This is a genomic window from Rhodococcus wratislaviensis (assembly GCF_041228765.1).
In the GTDB taxonomy this organism is placed as follows: domain Bacteria; phylum Actinomycetota; class Actinomycetes; order Mycobacteriales; family Mycobacteriaceae; genus Rhodococcus_F; species Rhodococcus_F wratislaviensis.
Genome location: NZ_CP150488.1, coordinates 6,331,464 through 6,345,806 on the forward strand (window position 1 = coordinate 6,331,464; position 14,343 = coordinate 6,345,806).

A 14,343-nucleotide genomic window follows, 5' to 3' on the forward strand; every position below is an offset into this window, starting at 1 on the left:
ACTGTGGCCCGACACGCGAAGTGTCGGGCCACAGTGGTCTGTGCGGGAGGGCCGCCGAACCGCTAGCTGGTGGGCGGCAGCACCGGGACCGGCGTCGTGGTGGTGGGTAGCGGCACCGTCGAAGGCTCCTGCGGCGGCTGCTGGGTGGACGGCTCCGTCGCCGGAATGTCCGAGGGCAGCGTCGGAACCAACATGATCGTGGGATCCGGGCTCGTGGACGGCAACGTCTCGGGCGGCGGCGGCGGCAGCGTGGGCAGCTGTGGCAGCGGAATGGGCGGCAGTCCCGGAATCTGCAGATCCGTCGGCAGGGTTCCCGGCAACTGTCCGACTCCCGGCAGCGTCGTCGAACCGGGTGTCCCCGGCACGGTGGCCGGCAACTCGGTGGCCTGCGTCGGCGCGTCCGTCGTGGTGGTACCGGGCGTCGTCGTCGCAGGCGGCGAGGTGGGGGCGATCTTCTCGACCTCCGCGGCGAGCTTCGCACGCCACACGTCGAGTTCGGTGCGCATGTCGGAGTCACGTACCCCGCCGGCACGGTCGGCGGCGCCCTCGAGCAGGTTCTTCGCCGCCTCCGCGTCGCCCGCGGCGATCAGCCGCTCGGCCTCCTGCAGCTGCGACGTGGTGTCGATCTGCGCGACGGTCGAATCGGCCTGCTGGCTGAACACGACCGACTTGACGCTCCACAGCGGATCGCCGGGTGCGGCGTTGTACGAGAAGATGGTGGCGCCACCCATGACGACCGCGATCGCGGCGGCAGCGCCTGCGATCGGTCGCAACAAGCGGAGCTTGCCGCGGGCGGCGCTGCGTGCGGAACGGGCGTCCGAGGCGTCGATCGCCGCGATCACGTCGTCGAGCAGCGGCCCGGTCGGCATCGGCGTCGCCACGATGTCGGCGCGCCAATTGGTCAGCAGAAGAGCGAGCTCGTACTGCTCCGGCGAATCCGTCGCGACGGGACCGCCACCGGCGATCGCGTCGATCAAAGCGTCGTCGCGGCGCACTGCCGCGACGTCCACCGGTGCGTCGTCTCCTGGGAGATCGGCATCGGGATTGCCGTTGCGCTTGATGCCCCTAGCCAAACCTCTCACCTGCCCTCGTCACTTCTTTTTTCAGTTTCGCTATGGCTCGGTGTTGAGCCACGCGGACAGCTCCCGCGGTACTACCCACGGCCGCGGCCGTCTCCTCGGCTGACATACCGACCACGAGGCGGAGGATCAAGATCTCCCGGTGCTTCTCCGGCAGCGTGCTCAGCAGTTCGTTCATCTGCCTGCTCGCTTCCGAGTCCAGCGCCCTCTGTTCGGGTCCGTCATCGTTGGCTACGACATCCGGTACTTCGGCGACGGGCTCCGACTTGTTACGGGCGGAGTTCCGATGCGCGTCGGCGACCTTGTGTGCGGCGATCCCGTAGACGAATGCCATGAACGGCCGGCCTTGATCCTCGTAACGAGGCAAGGCCGTCATCACGGCGAGGCACACTTCTTGTGCCACGTCGTCCGCGGAGAGTTGTCCCCTCTCCGCAGCACCGACCCTGGCTCTGCAGTAACGCACAACCAAGGGCCGAATGTTTTCCAGGACCAGAGCTAAAGCGGCCCGGTCACCCTGCGTTGCAGCGGCGACTGCGGAGTCCAACTCCTCGCTCGTATTAGTCATCGTTGCTGAATATCCTGGCGTTACAGTGGCACCTCCCCCGATGGGTGTGCTCCCGCTCTCAGCGGAACACTCCAAGAGTAACGGTGCGGACCGAACGGTATTCGCCCGGATTCGCAGCGATTCGCGCGCAACCCGGCCGTCCGGGGCCCGACCAGCGGAGTCAGATTCGGAAGCGCCCACCTCGCGCCCTGATGACGGCTTCGCACTCCTCACGCACGGCCTCCGCACGTGAGTCGGATGTCACACCACCCAGCAACATCGCAGCGGCCCACTTCAGAGGTATCAGGCCGTACCCATCGCACCGGTCGAGCACATCCGCGGCAAGGCGTGCCGCCGGACCGGAATCGGGCTCCCCCGTCATCGACGCACTCCTCAGCAGATCCGACTTGACGTGGTGCCGCGCAGATCCGGCGGCCTCCGAAATTTCCGCTGCGGTCTCGGCGTGGCGGCGCGCCGAGACGAAGTCTCCGCCCGCGAGAAGCAACTCCGCGCTCACCCAGTGCCTGCGGACGCGCTGTCGCCACAGCTCGTCGGGAGCACGCTCGTCCAGATACTCGGAGCACCTGTCGAGCAGCCGCCTGCCCAGTGCCAGCCGGCCGCACCCCAGAGCGTCGGCCGCCAGCCCCGTCAGCGCGTCGCACCGCGCCTCGTCGACGAGGACGCCGTCGTCGCCGAGGCCCGTCCCGACCACGGCGAGAGCCCGGCCGTCGAACCCGGACGCCACACCGTGCCAGCCGAGCTGCCTCAGCAACGACGCCTGCGTGCTCCAGGCGAGCGAGGCGACCGCGGGTTCCGCCACTCCGCCGCGTGTCAGTGCGTCCAGTTCTGCGCGGGATCGGCTGTAGTGCCCCCTGGCGCCCCACGCCACCGCGCGCATCCAGCGTTCGACGGGAACGTCGGACGCCGGTAGCGGGCACGCGCCCGGGTCGGCGCCGAAAGCCGCGCGGATCAACGAATTCGTGGCGTCGGAGCGGAGAGTGGAGTCGGGCACGCCGAGATCATCGCATCGCGCGGACGCTCCGAAGTCAGGTGACCGCGGTGACGGTGCCCACGGCCTCGTCCAGCGTGCCCAGCACTGCTATCGACCGGGGAAGCGACTGCGTCCGGCATCCGGGGCCGCCCGCGAGCATCGTCAGCCCTGTCCGCCTGCGGCGGATCGCACGCAGGAGAGACGGCAGTTCGCATCCGCCGGCGGGCAACCACAAAACGATCACGTCCGGCTCGGCGTTGGTCACGGACGCGAGCAACGCCGACCGGCACAGTGGCAGAGCCATCCGCGTGTCCACCGAGGCCGTGGCGAGTGCGGCGCCCAGGGCCCGGAATTCGAGGCCGTACGGGTCGGCGGGAACGGTGTCCAGCGGGTCCGCGGGCACGTGCACGAGCAGGACACGGCCGCCGCCGCCGATCGGCGCATCCAGCGTCATCGTGGACAGAATCCCTGCGACGCATTCGGCGAAGACGCGGACACTCGCAGCGGCGGCGTCCGAATTCCTCCCCTCGTCCGCCCACTCGAGCACCGGAACGACCAGGGTCGTCCACATGGAGCTGAATCCCCGCTCCGCGACGGCTCGCACGACGATCCGCCGGATGGTCACGACGTCTCGCGCCAGCAATGCACCCGATAAATTCCGGATCGAGGCCTCGGCGCCGCCGAGGCCGGAAAAGGAGGACAAAAGGTTCGACGGGTCTGTTTTCGTCCCGTTCACCGAGTTGTCATCCAGATTTTTCAGACCCGGTCGGTGGTCGCTTTCTGACGAATATGTAGCCATTGCGTTAATCGCATATCTCGCGGCCTCCGCGGAGTTTGCACCGCCGTCCAGAGCGTGTTGCATACATTCGAGCCGGGCGACGTCGCGCGGGGTGTACCGCCGGTGACTTCCCTGCGCGTGAAGGGAGGGTCCGATGCCGTATCTGCGGTCCCAGGTGCGGAGCGTCGACGGAGCTACCCCGAGCTTTCTGGCCAGGGCAGATACCGAGATCGTGGGTCCCTCGTCCGGGTATCCGGAAGGGGGTGGGGTTTCAGGCTCCGCAGGCTGGGGCACCCGGACATCGTCACCCGTGACCGAGGGTCTTTCAACCCGAAACGGAATCACGGAACCGCGGGAAAGTAAATATTTTCCAGGTTAACTTTCAGTTCGTGGGATATGTAAATCGCCACTGTGAACAACTATTGACGCGATTTCACAACCGACTCTACGGTTAGCGACGTGAATGATTCAGTGGCTTGAACGTACCTACGAGCCCACGGTCCGCTCGTCGCCCGAGGCGAGCTTGCAGCTAAGGAGTCCACATGCCTGCACCCAACCACCTGCCCGGCCCGAACGCCGATATCTGGGATTGGCAGATGCACGGACTGTGCCGCGGGGTCGACTCCTCGATGTTCTTCCATCCGGACGGAGAGCGCGGCCGGGCGCGCGCGCAGCGGGAGACCCGCGCCAAGGAAATGTGCAGACGCTGCCCGGTCCTCGCCCAGTGCCGCAATCACGCCCTGAGCGTGTCCGAGCCGTACGGAATCTGGGGCGGAATGTCCGAGACCGAACGCGAGATGCACGCCCGGCACAGACGCGGCCGGATAGCCGTCTGACCGCTCGACGACACTCACCGGGGAACCCTCGTCGCCGTACGGGGGTTCCTCGCGTCACATCGATCCCCTCGACACCCATCCACCGCGACGCGGTCTCCGAATGCCTACCGGCTGGAGGAGATGAGTGGATGTGCACGCTACCGTGGTTCTCGATGAAGCGAGACGAGTGCCGGTGACGACCCCCGAAGGCAACACTCCGGCAGACGACGTGTGCTCGGCGGACGCAGCCGGGGCACACAGGGCCCGAACCACCGAATCCGCTGAACTCCACGACACCATGGCCCGCGTCGCGAACGGAGACGCCGACGCGTTTGCCGAACTCTACGACCGGACGAGCGCCCGAGTGCACGGCATGGTTCTGCGCGTCCTGCGCGACCCCGGGTACGCGGAGGAGACGACGCAGGAAGTCTTCCTCCAGGCGTGGCGCACCGCGTCGAACTTCGATCCGGCGCGCGGCTCCGTACTGTCCTGGCTGATGACGCTCGCGCACCGCCGGGCGGTCGACCGCGTGCGATCGGAACAGGCAGGCACCGACCGCGAGGCGCTCTACGAGACCACCAACATCGCAGGGCCGTTCGACCACGTCACCGAGGAGGTGACCCGCCGGCTCGAGCATCAATCGGTGCTCGCCTGCCTCGACTCGCTCACCGACACCCAACGTGAGTCCGTCGCGATGGCGTACTACGACGGCCGCACCTACCGAGAGGTCGCCTCCCAGCTGGGGGTCGCCCTGTCCACGGTGAAGACGCGCATCCGCGACGGACTGACGCGTCTTCGCGGGTGCCTGGGAGGTCTGTGACATGAACGACGAACTCGTGGGCATGGCCTACCCGTACGCACTCGATGCGCTCGACGACAGCGAACGTCGCGAACTCGACACCGATCTCGCCACCACCGACGAGGACACCCGCTCCACGTTCACCGACGAGGTCCGGCGCATCCGTGAAGCGTTCGCGGTGGTGAGTGCGGTGGGAGCCGTCGAACCCCCGCCCCGGGTGCGGACGCGAGTCCTCGACGAGGTCAGGCAATCCGCGTCCAGGCCGACGTCGCTCACCGAACGCCGGTCCCGCCGGCGCCGCTGGAAGGTCGCCGTCGCCGCCGCCGCGGCCGTCGGGGTGCTCGCCGGCGGGACGGTGATCGTCCGGCAGCTCACGGAAGGTCCGTCGCCGACCGTGGCGGAGCAGGTTCTCGACGCCTCCGACGTGCACTCGTCGACGAGTGCGATCGCGGCAGGCGGGTCCGCGACCGCCAACTACTCGAAGTCGCAGGACGCCGTGGTGTTCGTGCTGGACGGTGTCGCCCCGCCCAGCGCAGACACCGTGTACCAGCTGTGGCTGATGCCGGCATCCGGGGACGCGCCCGTGCCCGCCGGAACCATCTCTCCCGCAGACGTGCAGCCGACCACGACGATCGTCCTCGACGACGTGGGGTCGATGTCCATGCTGGCCGTCACGGTCGAACCGCCCGGAGGATCACCCCAGCCGACGTCGGAACCTTTTGCGGTGCTGCAACTGAGCTGATCCGGCGCTGCCCGACAGAAGAAACCCCCGCGCGGTGATCCGCACGGGGATTTCCTCGTTCGAACGATCGGAGCCCGATCGGTCGCGACGGCAGAGCCTAGTGGCTGTGCCCGTGACCGGTCTGCTGCTCGTCCTCTTCCGCAGGCTTCTCGACCACGGCGCTCTCGGTGGTGAGGATCATCCGCGCGACCGAGGCCGCGTTGACGACTGCGGAGCGGGTGACCTTCACGGGGTCGACGACACCGTCGGCGAGCAGGTCGCCGTAGGTCAGGGTCGCGGCGTTGAAACCGTGGCCCTTGGGCTGCTCGGCAACCTTGCTGGTGACGACGGAACCGTCGAGACCGGCATTGCTGGCGATCCAGAACAGCGGCGCCTGCAGTGCTTCGCGCACGACCTTGACGCCCGTGGCCTCGTCACCGGTCAGACCGAGGTTGTCGGCCAGCTCGGTGCTCGCCTGGACGAGGGCGGAACCGCCACCGGGGACGATGCCCTCGGCGACAGCGGCCTTCGCGGCGTTGACGGCGTCCTCGACGCGGAACTTGCGCTCCTTGAGGTCCGTCTCCGTGGCCGCGCCGACCTTGATGACGGCGACGCCACCGGCCAGCTTCGCCAGGCGCTCTTCGAGCTTCTCGCGATCCCAGTCGGAGTCGGTGTTCTCGATCTCGCGGCGCAGCTGCGCGACGCGACCCTTGATGTCGTCGTCGGTTCCGGCGCCGTCGACGATCGTGGTCTCGTCCTTGCTGACCACGACGCGGCGTGCGCTGCCGAGCAGGTCCAGTCCGGCGTCCTTCAGCGTGAGGCCGACGTCGGAGTTGATGACCGTGCCACCGGTGACGACGGCGAGGTCGTCGAGGAACGCCTTCCGGCGGTCACCGAAGAACGGCGCCTTGACGGCGACGGCCTTGATGGTCTTCCGGATGGAGTTGACCACGAGCGTCGAGAGAACCTCGCCCTCGACGTCCTCCGCGATGATGAGGAGGGGCTTGCCGCTCTCGGCAACCTTCTCCAGCAGCGGCAGGAAGTCGGGCAGGGACGTGATCTTCTCGCGGTACAGCAGCACGAGCGCGTCCTCGTACACGGCCTTCTGTGCGTCGAGGTCCGTGACGAAGTACGGCGACAGGTAGCCCTTGTCGAATTGGACGCCCTCGGTGATCACGAGCTCGGTCGCCAGTGTCGAGGATTCCTCCACCGTGACGACGCCGTCGGTGCCGACGCGGGTGAGCGCCTCGCCGACCATTTCGCCGATTTCCTCGTCGCGCGAGGACACGGTCGCGACCTGGGCGATGGACTTCTTGCCCTCGACCGGGGTGGCCGCTGCGAGCAGCGCCTCGACGACCTTGTCGGCCGCGGCGTTGATGCCGATGCCGAGTGCCATCGGGTTCGCACCCGCGGCGATGTTCTTCAGACCGCCCCGCACGATGGCCTGAGCCAGCACGGTCGCGGTGGTGGTGCCGTCGCCTGCGACGTCGTTGGTCTTGGTGGCGACGCTCTTGACGAGCTGCGCGCCGAGGTTCTCGAACGGGTCCTCGAGGTCGATCTCCCGGGCGATGCTGACGCCGTCGTTGGTGACGGTCGGGCCGCCGAAGGCCTTCGCCAGGACTACGTGGCGGCCACGCGGACCCAAGGTCACCTTGACCGCGTCGGCAAGCTTGTCGACTCCACGCTCGAGAGACCGGCGTGCGATCTCGTTGAACTCAATCTGCTTGGACATGTGTTCTGTCTTCTCCTGGATCTCAGGGTTACGCGCGTGAACGCACTCCGCCCCGGGATCCTGTGGGGACTCCGGGGCGGATCACGTATGGCTTACTTGGAGACGACAGCCAGCACGTCGCGTGCCGACAGGATCAGGTACTCCTGGCCGGCGTACTTGATCTCGGTTCCGCCGTACTTGGAGTAGATGACCGTGTCACCCTCCTTGACGTCGACCGGGATGCGGTTGCCCTGCTCGTTGACGCGGCCTTCGCCGACTGCGACGACGGTGCCCTCCTGGGGCTTCTCCTTGGCCGTGTCGGGAATGACCAGGCCGGAGGCAGTCGTCGTCTCAGCCTCGTTGGCCTGGACGAGGATCTTGTCCTCGAGCGGCTTGATGTTGACGCTCGCCACGATGAGCCCTCCACTTTGGGGTATGCGGATCCGGAGACTTCTCCGGACTCCTGTTTGAGTGTTCCGTTTACGGCACTTCACACAGCCCCGTCGTCGCGGGTGCCGGAGCTCGATCGGCGCCACTTGGCACTCTATACGTGAGAGTGCCAACGCTCAAGGAGAAGGGGGTGGTAAACCGCGCCGGGCCGAATGTCGGCCTGTCTCACGGGTCGTCACCTAAGGTTCCTCTGGTGTCTGACATCAATCGGCGTAAATTCCTGACATTTGCCGGACTCGGGGCGATCGGGGCAGTGGGATTCGGAGCACGCCCGTGGGGGTTGCAGTACGCGGGCGCGGCGCCGCTTCCCACATCCGGGGCAGGTACCACCCTCGAAGCGGTGGCCGTCCCTCTCGGCAACTCCGGCTACCGCAGGCTCGGCGCAGGACCGGGGTGGCCGACGATCGTGCGCACCGAACTCGCCGAAGCTCGCAGCGGGCGCGAGGACCGGCGCACCGCCGTCGCCTCCCTCGTCCAGCTCACGGACGTCCACCTGGTCGACGCCCAGTCCCCGATGCGTTTCGAATACGTGCACCCCTTCACCGGTTCCGCGTTCCGCCCGCACGAGACACTCACCGCACAAGGTCTCGTCGCCCTGGTCGCACGCGTCAACGCGCTCGCGTCCGGCCCGCACACCCAGCGCCCGTTCGACGCGGTCGTGAGCACCGGCGACAACACCGACAACAAGGAATTCGCCGAACTCGGCTGGTTCCTCACCGCACTCAACGGCGGCACCATCGTCCCCAACACAGGCGCGCCCGACCGCTACGAAGGCGTGCAGAACTCGGGTGCCGATCTGTACTGGAACCCGGAGTCCTCCATTCAGGACATGTACAAGAAGGCCGGGTTCCCCGAGATACCCGGCCTGCTCGGGGCGGCGATCACTCCCGTCACGAGCCCCGGACTGCGCACCCCCTGGTACTGCGTCTTCGGCAATCACGACGACTCCGTGCAAGGCACCGTCCCGAGCGGCATCCCACCGCTCGAAGCCATGTACACCGGTTCGCTGAAGTTCGAGGTCCCCGGGTCGCCGGAGCAGGCGAAGGCCGTCGACATCGCCACCAGGTTCGACCCGGGCGCCATTCCCGCCGCCCTGTCCGCGTTCACGATCCCACCGCGGGTCGTCACACCCGACCCCGCACGCGCCCCGTTCACTCCCCGCCAGTTCATCGCCGCACACCTGGACCCCGCCAACACCGGTCCCGGACCGGTCGGCCACGGTTTCGCACCGGACGCCGGTGAGACCGGGATCGGCTACTACTCGTTCGAGATCGCACCCGGCGTGGTCGGCATCAGCATGGATTCCACCAACCGGGCGGGGTTCGTCGACGGCTCGCTCGGCGCGGCGCAGTTCCGGTGGATCGAGGACACCCTGACGGCCGGCAGCAGCCGGTACTTCGACACGGCGGGCAACCCGGTGACGCAGGCACGCAGCGACACCTGGTTCGTTCTGTTCAGTCACCACACCAGCGGCAGCATGGACAACGTCGTTCCCGACCCGGCCGCCCCGGCGGAGCCCCGGATCCGGGGCTCGCGACTGGTGGATCTGCTGCACCGATTCCCCAACGTCCTCGCCTGGGTCAACGGACACACTCACGAGAACCGGATCACCCCGTGGCCCGGATCGACTCCGGAACAGTCGTTCTGGGAGATCAACACGGCCTCACACATCGACTTCCCCCAGCACGGGCGGATCATCGAGGTGGTCGACAACGTCGACGGAACCGTGTCGCTGCTCACGACGCTGTTCGAGGCCGACAGCCCCTACGCCGTCGAGCACACGGATCTCTCACCGCTCGGCTTGGCGTCGCTGTACCGGGAGTTGTCGTTCAACGACATTCACGCCGACCCCGATCTGCTCGGCGGGACGCCCGACCGGAACGTCGAACTGGTGCTGGCGTCGGGTCGTTAGACCCGGCGCCTGCGGGCCCAGCCGACCGCCGCGACGACCGCGCGGATGCCGACGCCGAGCAGGATCAGGTTTCCGATGATCTGCACACTCACGACGGCGCGCGACGGATCGGTCGTCGCGGCGATGTCGCCGAACCCGACGGTCGAGAAGACGGTGAGCGAGAAGTACAGCGCACCCATGCGCGTGAGGGGTTCGGTGAAGTAACCCGGATCACTTTCGGACATCAAGCAATACCCTGCCGCGAATCCGAGGAGGTAGATCGGCAGGATCAGGGCCAGAGCTTCGATCGCCTGGAGCGCCGGTATGTCGGACTGGACGATCCGCCGGATCTGCCAGACCGCGACCAGCACGACGACGAGCAAACCGCCGGCCAGGAAGAACACGCCCGACACGTCCCCGAACGAGGTCCACGGCAGGGCGAAGTAGACCACGACGCACAGGACGACGGTGACCAGCGGGCGCAGAAAGGCGCGCAGCAGAAGCCGTCGGCGCTCACGTCTCGTGAGGTCGCGAAAATCGCTGGCGCGTCGCATGAGATTCCTTTGGACAACTGTGCAGGTGAGACCGGATATCGAGGGCCATCCTCGTCTTCTGCGGCCGAAAGTCGGGAGCGAAATCCGTTTGTTTTCTGTAACGTTCAGATAACAGTCGCCGATTCAACGGGCAGGGAATCCCCGCTGAGCAGGGTGTTCCGACAGAGATGGCAGGTCACGCGTCGAAAACGTGAGGGGGTGTGTGATGGGGATGTCCTTGGGGATGTCCACCGGCGCGGCCGGTGTGGGTTCCGCCCTCGTCACCACGGCCTCCAACGGTTCGCAGAACGTCGAGTTCCGGTACCTGTCCGCCGATCAGGCGCACACCGACCTCGGTGACCTGGTCCGCTCGTCGATATCCCTGATGACCACCCAGGTCCCTGCCGACCCCACCACTCCCGACGCCTTCGCCGTCGCGTACCGCACGGCGGAACAGGCGCATTCGATCCGCAGCGCCGTCAGCAGGCAGCGGCACCGCGTGCATCTCGTGCCCGAGACCGCCGCCACTCTCACCTACCTGCGTCACACCGGTGAGGTCGCTCAGCATGCCACGGTCGCCATCGTCGACTTCGGCGAGTCCGGACTGTCGGTCGCCGTGGTCGATCAGGTGGACGGCACCGTCCTGCACGCCGACCGCACGAGCCACGTGAGCGGCACCGGAATCGACGATCTCGTCTTCCATCACGTCGTCGCCGGCCTCTCCACCCCGCATCCCCTGCGGCACCTGGACCGCGACCTGCTCTCGGCGCGGTGCCGCGTCGCCAAGGAGCAGTTGTCCTCGGAGCCGAACGCGCACGTCGACATCGACCTGCCGGGCATCCGCCCGATCGGGATCAGCCGCACCAGGTTCGACGAGATCGTCGCACCGACTGTCCGGGTCGCGGTGGAGTTCATCCGTGCCACCGTCGCCGACTCCCCGCGGCAACCGGACGCCCTGGCCCTCGTCGGTGGTGGCGCGAACATTCCCGCGATCACCGCCGCTGTCGCCGACGCGTTCACCGCACGGGTCGTCGTGATGCCCGAACCCGACACCGCGACCGCGAAAGGTGCGGCGTTGCTCGCCGTCTCCTCCGCCATCCGCGACTACCCGGCCACCGAGTCGAACCGCCCCGGTTCGGCCGCCAAGGTGTCGGGGGCACTCGTCGGCGCCCTCGTGGTCGGAGGGCTCGTACTCGGCTACGGCGTCAAGGAACTCGCGCCTGCGCCCGATCCCAACGTCTCCCCCGCGGGGACGGACATGTTCCAGACCACCGAGCAGGTCACGACCACGACGACGGACGACCCTCCCGCCACGCGGATTCCGTCGTACGATCCGACGCCGACGTCGGAGTACTACCCGAATCAGGTTGTCCCGCCCACGTCCGAACCGCAGACGGACCGGACGCCCGAGCAGGCGCCCGATGCGACGAGCGAGCCCACGACGCCGCGCACCACCACCCCGGTACCGACACCCTCGGCTCCCCCGCGTCCGACACTGCCCGGAACGAACCCGTCACAGCCGTCGTGGCCGCACATCGAATGGCCCGCGATTCCGCCGCTGTGGCCGCAGGTTCCGGGGGAATCCACGCCGAACGAACCGAGTCCGGTTGCGCCCGCACCCGACGTTCCCGAGGTGGCACCGCCGCCCGCGGAGACGCCGGCCGCGCCCGCGGAACCTACTGCGCCCGCTGCGCCTACTGCACCCGCGACGCCCGAAGGGCTCTTCCCGATGATCCCGGCGCCGGGCACAGTCGCTCCGAGTCCCGATGCGGCGCAACCGAGTGGTGCTCAGCCCGGTGCGGCGCTCACTCCCCCGGCCACGCAGACCGTCACGATTCCGGTCAGCTGAACACCTGGCTGGTCGCCACCGACAGTCCGGGGTCGCTGGCCACGGTCAGCAGGGACGGCGCGGCTCCGCCGGCGATCAGATGCGCGCCGAGCGAGGCGATCATCACGCCGTTGTCGGTGCACAAGCGCGGTTTCGGCACCCGCAGGGTCAGTCCGGCGTCGGCGCAGCGTTCCTCGGCGAGTGCGCGGATGCGTGAGTTGGCCGTGGCGCCGCCCCCGAGAACCAGTGTGTCCACGCCGACGTCGCGGGCTGCGCGCACCGCTTTCATCGTCAGCACGTCCGCCACGGCTTCCTGGAAGCTCGCGGCGATATCCGGCACCGAGCAGGCCTCCCCGGCCTGCTCCTTGGATTCCACGTACCGTGCGACAGCCGTCTTCAGCCCGGAGAACGAGAAGTCGTGCCGGGCGTCCCGGGGACCGGTCATTCCGCGCGGGAAGGGAATGGCGTTGCGGTCGCCGTCCTGCGCCGCGGCGTCGAGGGCCGGGCCCCCGGGGAATCCGAGGCCGAGGAGGCGGGCCACCTTGTCGAAGGCTTCGCCGGCCGCGTCGTCCACGGTGGTGCCGAGTTCGACGATGGGTTTCGCAAGGTCCTCGACGTGCAGGAGATGGGTGTGCCCACCGGACACGAGCAGCGCCACGCACGGCGGCATCGGTCCGTGTTCGAGGGTGTCCACCGACACGTGACCGCCGAGGTGGTTCACCGCGTAGAACGGGACGTCCCACGCCGCCGCATACGCTTTTGCCGCCGCGACACCGACGAGCAGGGCGCCGGCCAGACCGGGTCCGATGGTGACGGCGAGAGCGTCCGGCTTGGCGATCCCGGCGGCGGCGAGGGCCCGCCGCATCGTCGGGACGATCGCCTCGAGGTGCGCGCGGGACGCGACCTCCGGCACCACCCCGCCGTACCGTGCATGCTCCTCGACGCTGGATGCGACCTCGTCCGCGAGGAGTTCGCAGGTTCCGTCGCCGTTCCACCGGACGATGCCGACTCCGGTCTCGTCACAAGAGCTTTCGATCCCCATGACGATCATTGCACCGGCTCCTCACCCGATCCGGGGCGACGCATCGTGAAGGCGTCCGCACCGCTCGGTTGGTAGTACTTCTTACGTGTTCCCACGATCTCGAATCCTTCACGTCGGTAGAGGGCGATCGCCGCGTCGTTGTCGGTTCGCACTTCGAGAAACACCGGGCCACCCCGGGTGTCGGCCACGCGGAGGAGCTCGTCGAGGAGGGCTCCGCCGATCCCCCGGCGCTGACACGCCGGATCCGTTCCGATCGTGTGTATCTCGGATTCGGGATGTGAGCCGTTGCCCAGCAGGGCGATTCCGGCGTACCCGACGACGTGGCCGGTGTCGTCCCGCGCCACGGTGTAGTGCACGTGCGGGGCGGCGAGTTCCGCCCTGAATGCGCCCGCGCTCCAGGGTCCGTCACCGGCGAACAGGAGTGTCTCGAGCTCCGCGCACCGTTCGGCGTCGGCGACCGCCATCGGTTCGATGCGGAATGTCATTTCTTCCGGTCCGCCAGTTCGACCGCGTCCGGGCGCCGTAGATAGAGCGGCACGAGCGCCGCCGGGGCGGCACCACTGAACAGGGCGTCCGCGGCCACCGCGACCAGCCCTGCGGGCGACGGTGTTTCCACGGGCTCGACCGGCAGATCGAAGAAGTCGACGTGGGACGGCGATCCCGCCACCACCTCGGACGGCATCGGCTCGAGTTCGCGCGGCTTCACCACCGCGGGACCTTCGACCCGCACCCCAGCCGAGTAGCGCGCCCAGTACACCTCACGCCGGCGTGCATCCGTGACGACCAGCAGATTCCGGTCACCGTCCACCTGCGCGGCGATGGCGTCGAGGCTGCACACGCCGTGGGCCGGAATACCGAGGGCGTCGGCGAACGCGGCGGCGGTGGCCATTCCCACGCGCAGTCCGGTGAACGGCCCGGGTCCGGCGCCGACCACCACCGCGTCGAGGTCGGCGGCGACGTGACCCGACTCGGTGAGGCACTCGAGGATGTGCGGGGTGAGCACTTCCGCGTGGGCGCGCGGGTTGACCGTCACGCGCACCGCGAGGGTGTCCACCGCCTCCACCGATGCGGAATCGGCCGAAACCCGGACGACTCCGGCGGTCACGGCAGGCGTGGACGTGTCGATGGCGAGAACAAGCACGGTAACTGAGGGTACTCGCA

The 14,343-nt window shown here is 68.2% G+C and carries 15 protein-coding genes and 1 pseudogene; 5 read left to right on the forward strand and 11 right to left on the reverse strand.

Annotated elements, in window-relative coordinates; genetic code table 11:
* Positions 1-62 precede the first annotated feature (62 nt).
* The 5 genes and pseudogenes from WKC72_RS29415 to WKC72_RS29435 all read right to left on the reverse strand — a co-directional run.
* Positions 63-1,082 (reverse strand): anti-sigma-D factor RsdA, encoded by a 1,020-nt coding sequence (locus WKC72_RS29415; RefSeq protein WP_370180571.1) that lies wholly within the window; start codon positions 1,080-1,082, stop codon positions 63-65.
* On the reverse strand, positions 1,066-1,644 hold the full coding sequence (locus WKC72_RS29420; protein ID WP_005239770.1) for a sigma-70 family RNA polymerase sigma factor: 579 nt from the start codon (positions 1,642-1,644) through the stop codon (positions 1,066-1,068). Before WKC72_RS29420 ends, WKC72_RS29415 begins: the two co-directional genes overlap by 17 nt.
* A gap of 160 nt (positions 1,645-1,804) precedes the next feature.
* On the reverse strand, positions 1,805-2,635 hold the full coding sequence (locus WKC72_RS29425) for a hypothetical protein (RefSeq protein WP_370180572.1): 831 nt from the start codon (positions 2,633-2,635) through the stop codon (positions 1,805-1,807).
* Between the two features lie 34 nt (positions 2,636-2,669).
* On the reverse strand, positions 2,670-3,239 hold the full coding sequence (locus tag WKC72_RS29430) for a transcriptional regulator (RefSeq protein ID WP_235214737.1): 570 nt from the start codon (positions 3,237-3,239) through the stop codon (positions 2,670-2,672).
* 198 nt (positions 3,240-3,437) lie between these two features.
* Positions 3,438-3,737, reverse strand: a pseudogene (locus WKC72_RS29435) (MerR family transcriptional regulator); the annotation flags it as partial.
* Positions 3,738-3,934: 197 nt separating this feature from the next.
* On the opposite strand from WKC72_RS29435, the gene WKC72_RS29440 reads away from it, so the two are divergent.
* The 3 genes from WKC72_RS29440 to WKC72_RS29450 all read left to right on the forward strand — a co-directional run bounded on the left by WKC72_RS29440 (position 3,935) and on the right by WKC72_RS29450 (position 5,748).
* Entirely contained in the window at positions 3,935-4,228 is a 294-nt protein-coding gene (locus tag WKC72_RS29440) for a WhiB family transcriptional regulator (RefSeq protein ID WP_005239766.1), read from the forward strand.
* A gap of 166 nt (positions 4,229-4,394) precedes the next feature.
* Positions 4,395-5,027, forward strand: coding sequence for a sigma-70 family RNA polymerase sigma factor (locus WKC72_RS29445; RefSeq protein ID WP_081792779.1), 633 nt, complete (start codon positions 4,395-4,397; stop codon positions 5,025-5,027).
* A gap of 1 nt (position 5,028) precedes the next feature.
* On the forward strand, positions 5,029-5,748 hold the full coding sequence (locus WKC72_RS29450; RefSeq protein ID WP_370180573.1) for an anti-sigma factor domain-containing protein: 720 nt from the start codon (positions 5,029-5,031) through the stop codon (positions 5,746-5,748).
* Positions 5,749-5,845: 97 nt separating this feature from the next.
* Here WKC72_RS29450 and groL read toward each other — a convergent pair whose 3' ends face one another.
* The gene (gene groL, locus WKC72_RS29455; RefSeq protein ID WP_037244786.1) at positions 5,846-7,459 is read right to left on the reverse strand and encodes a chaperonin GroEL; all 1,614 of its coding nucleotides are present in this window, start codon (positions 7,457-7,459) and stop codon (positions 5,846-5,848) included.
* Between the two features lie 92 nt (positions 7,460-7,551).
* A complete protein-coding gene (gene groES, locus WKC72_RS29460) occupies positions 7,552-7,851 on the reverse strand; it encodes a co-chaperone GroES (RefSeq protein WP_003940763.1) in 300 nt (99 codons plus the stop codon).
* A 230-nt stretch (positions 7,852-8,081) separates the two neighbouring features.
* Here groES and WKC72_RS29465 point away from each other — a divergent pair, with 230 nt between their 5' ends.
* On the forward strand, positions 8,082-9,800 hold the full coding sequence (locus WKC72_RS29465) for a TIGR03767 family metallophosphoesterase (protein WP_370180574.1): 1,719 nt from the start codon (positions 8,082-8,084) through the stop codon (positions 9,798-9,800).
* Here the strand turns inward: WKC72_RS29465 and WKC72_RS29470 are convergent.
* Entirely contained in the window at positions 9,797-10,333 is a 537-nt protein-coding gene (locus WKC72_RS29470; RefSeq protein WP_037244780.1) for a potassium channel family protein, read from the reverse strand. The genes WKC72_RS29465 and WKC72_RS29470 overlap by 4 nt on opposite strands.
* Positions 10,334-10,538: 205 nt before the next feature.
* On the opposite strand from WKC72_RS29470, the gene WKC72_RS29475 reads away from it, so the two are divergent.
* Entirely contained in the window at positions 10,539-12,161 is a 1,623-nt protein-coding gene (locus WKC72_RS29475; protein ID WP_370180575.1) for an Hsp70 family protein, read from the forward strand.
* On the opposite strand, the gene tsaD is transcribed toward WKC72_RS29475, so the two are convergent.
* From tsaD to tsaB, 3 genes are read right to left on the reverse strand one after another with little or no spacing between them, the layout of a single operon-like run.
* Positions 12,154-13,191 (reverse strand): tRNA (adenosine(37)-N6)-threonylcarbamoyltransferase complex transferase subunit TsaD, encoded by a 1,038-nt coding sequence (gene tsaD, locus WKC72_RS29480; protein WP_370180576.1) that lies wholly within the window; start codon positions 13,189-13,191, stop codon positions 12,154-12,156. The two genes, WKC72_RS29475 and tsaD, sit on opposite strands and share 8 nt — an antisense overlap.
* Entirely contained in the window at positions 13,188-13,667 is a 480-nt protein-coding gene (gene rimI, locus WKC72_RS29485; RefSeq protein WP_037244769.1) for a ribosomal protein S18-alanine N-acetyltransferase, read from the reverse strand. Before rimI ends, tsaD begins: the two co-directional genes overlap by 4 nt.
* Positions 13,664-14,323, reverse strand: coding sequence for a tRNA (adenosine(37)-N6)-threonylcarbamoyltransferase complex dimerization subunit type 1 TsaB (tsaB, locus tag WKC72_RS29490; RefSeq protein ID WP_037244766.1), 660 nt, complete (start codon positions 14,321-14,323; stop codon positions 13,664-13,666). Before tsaB ends, rimI begins: the two co-directional genes overlap by 4 nt.
* Positions 14,324-14,343 lie beyond the last annotated feature (20 nt).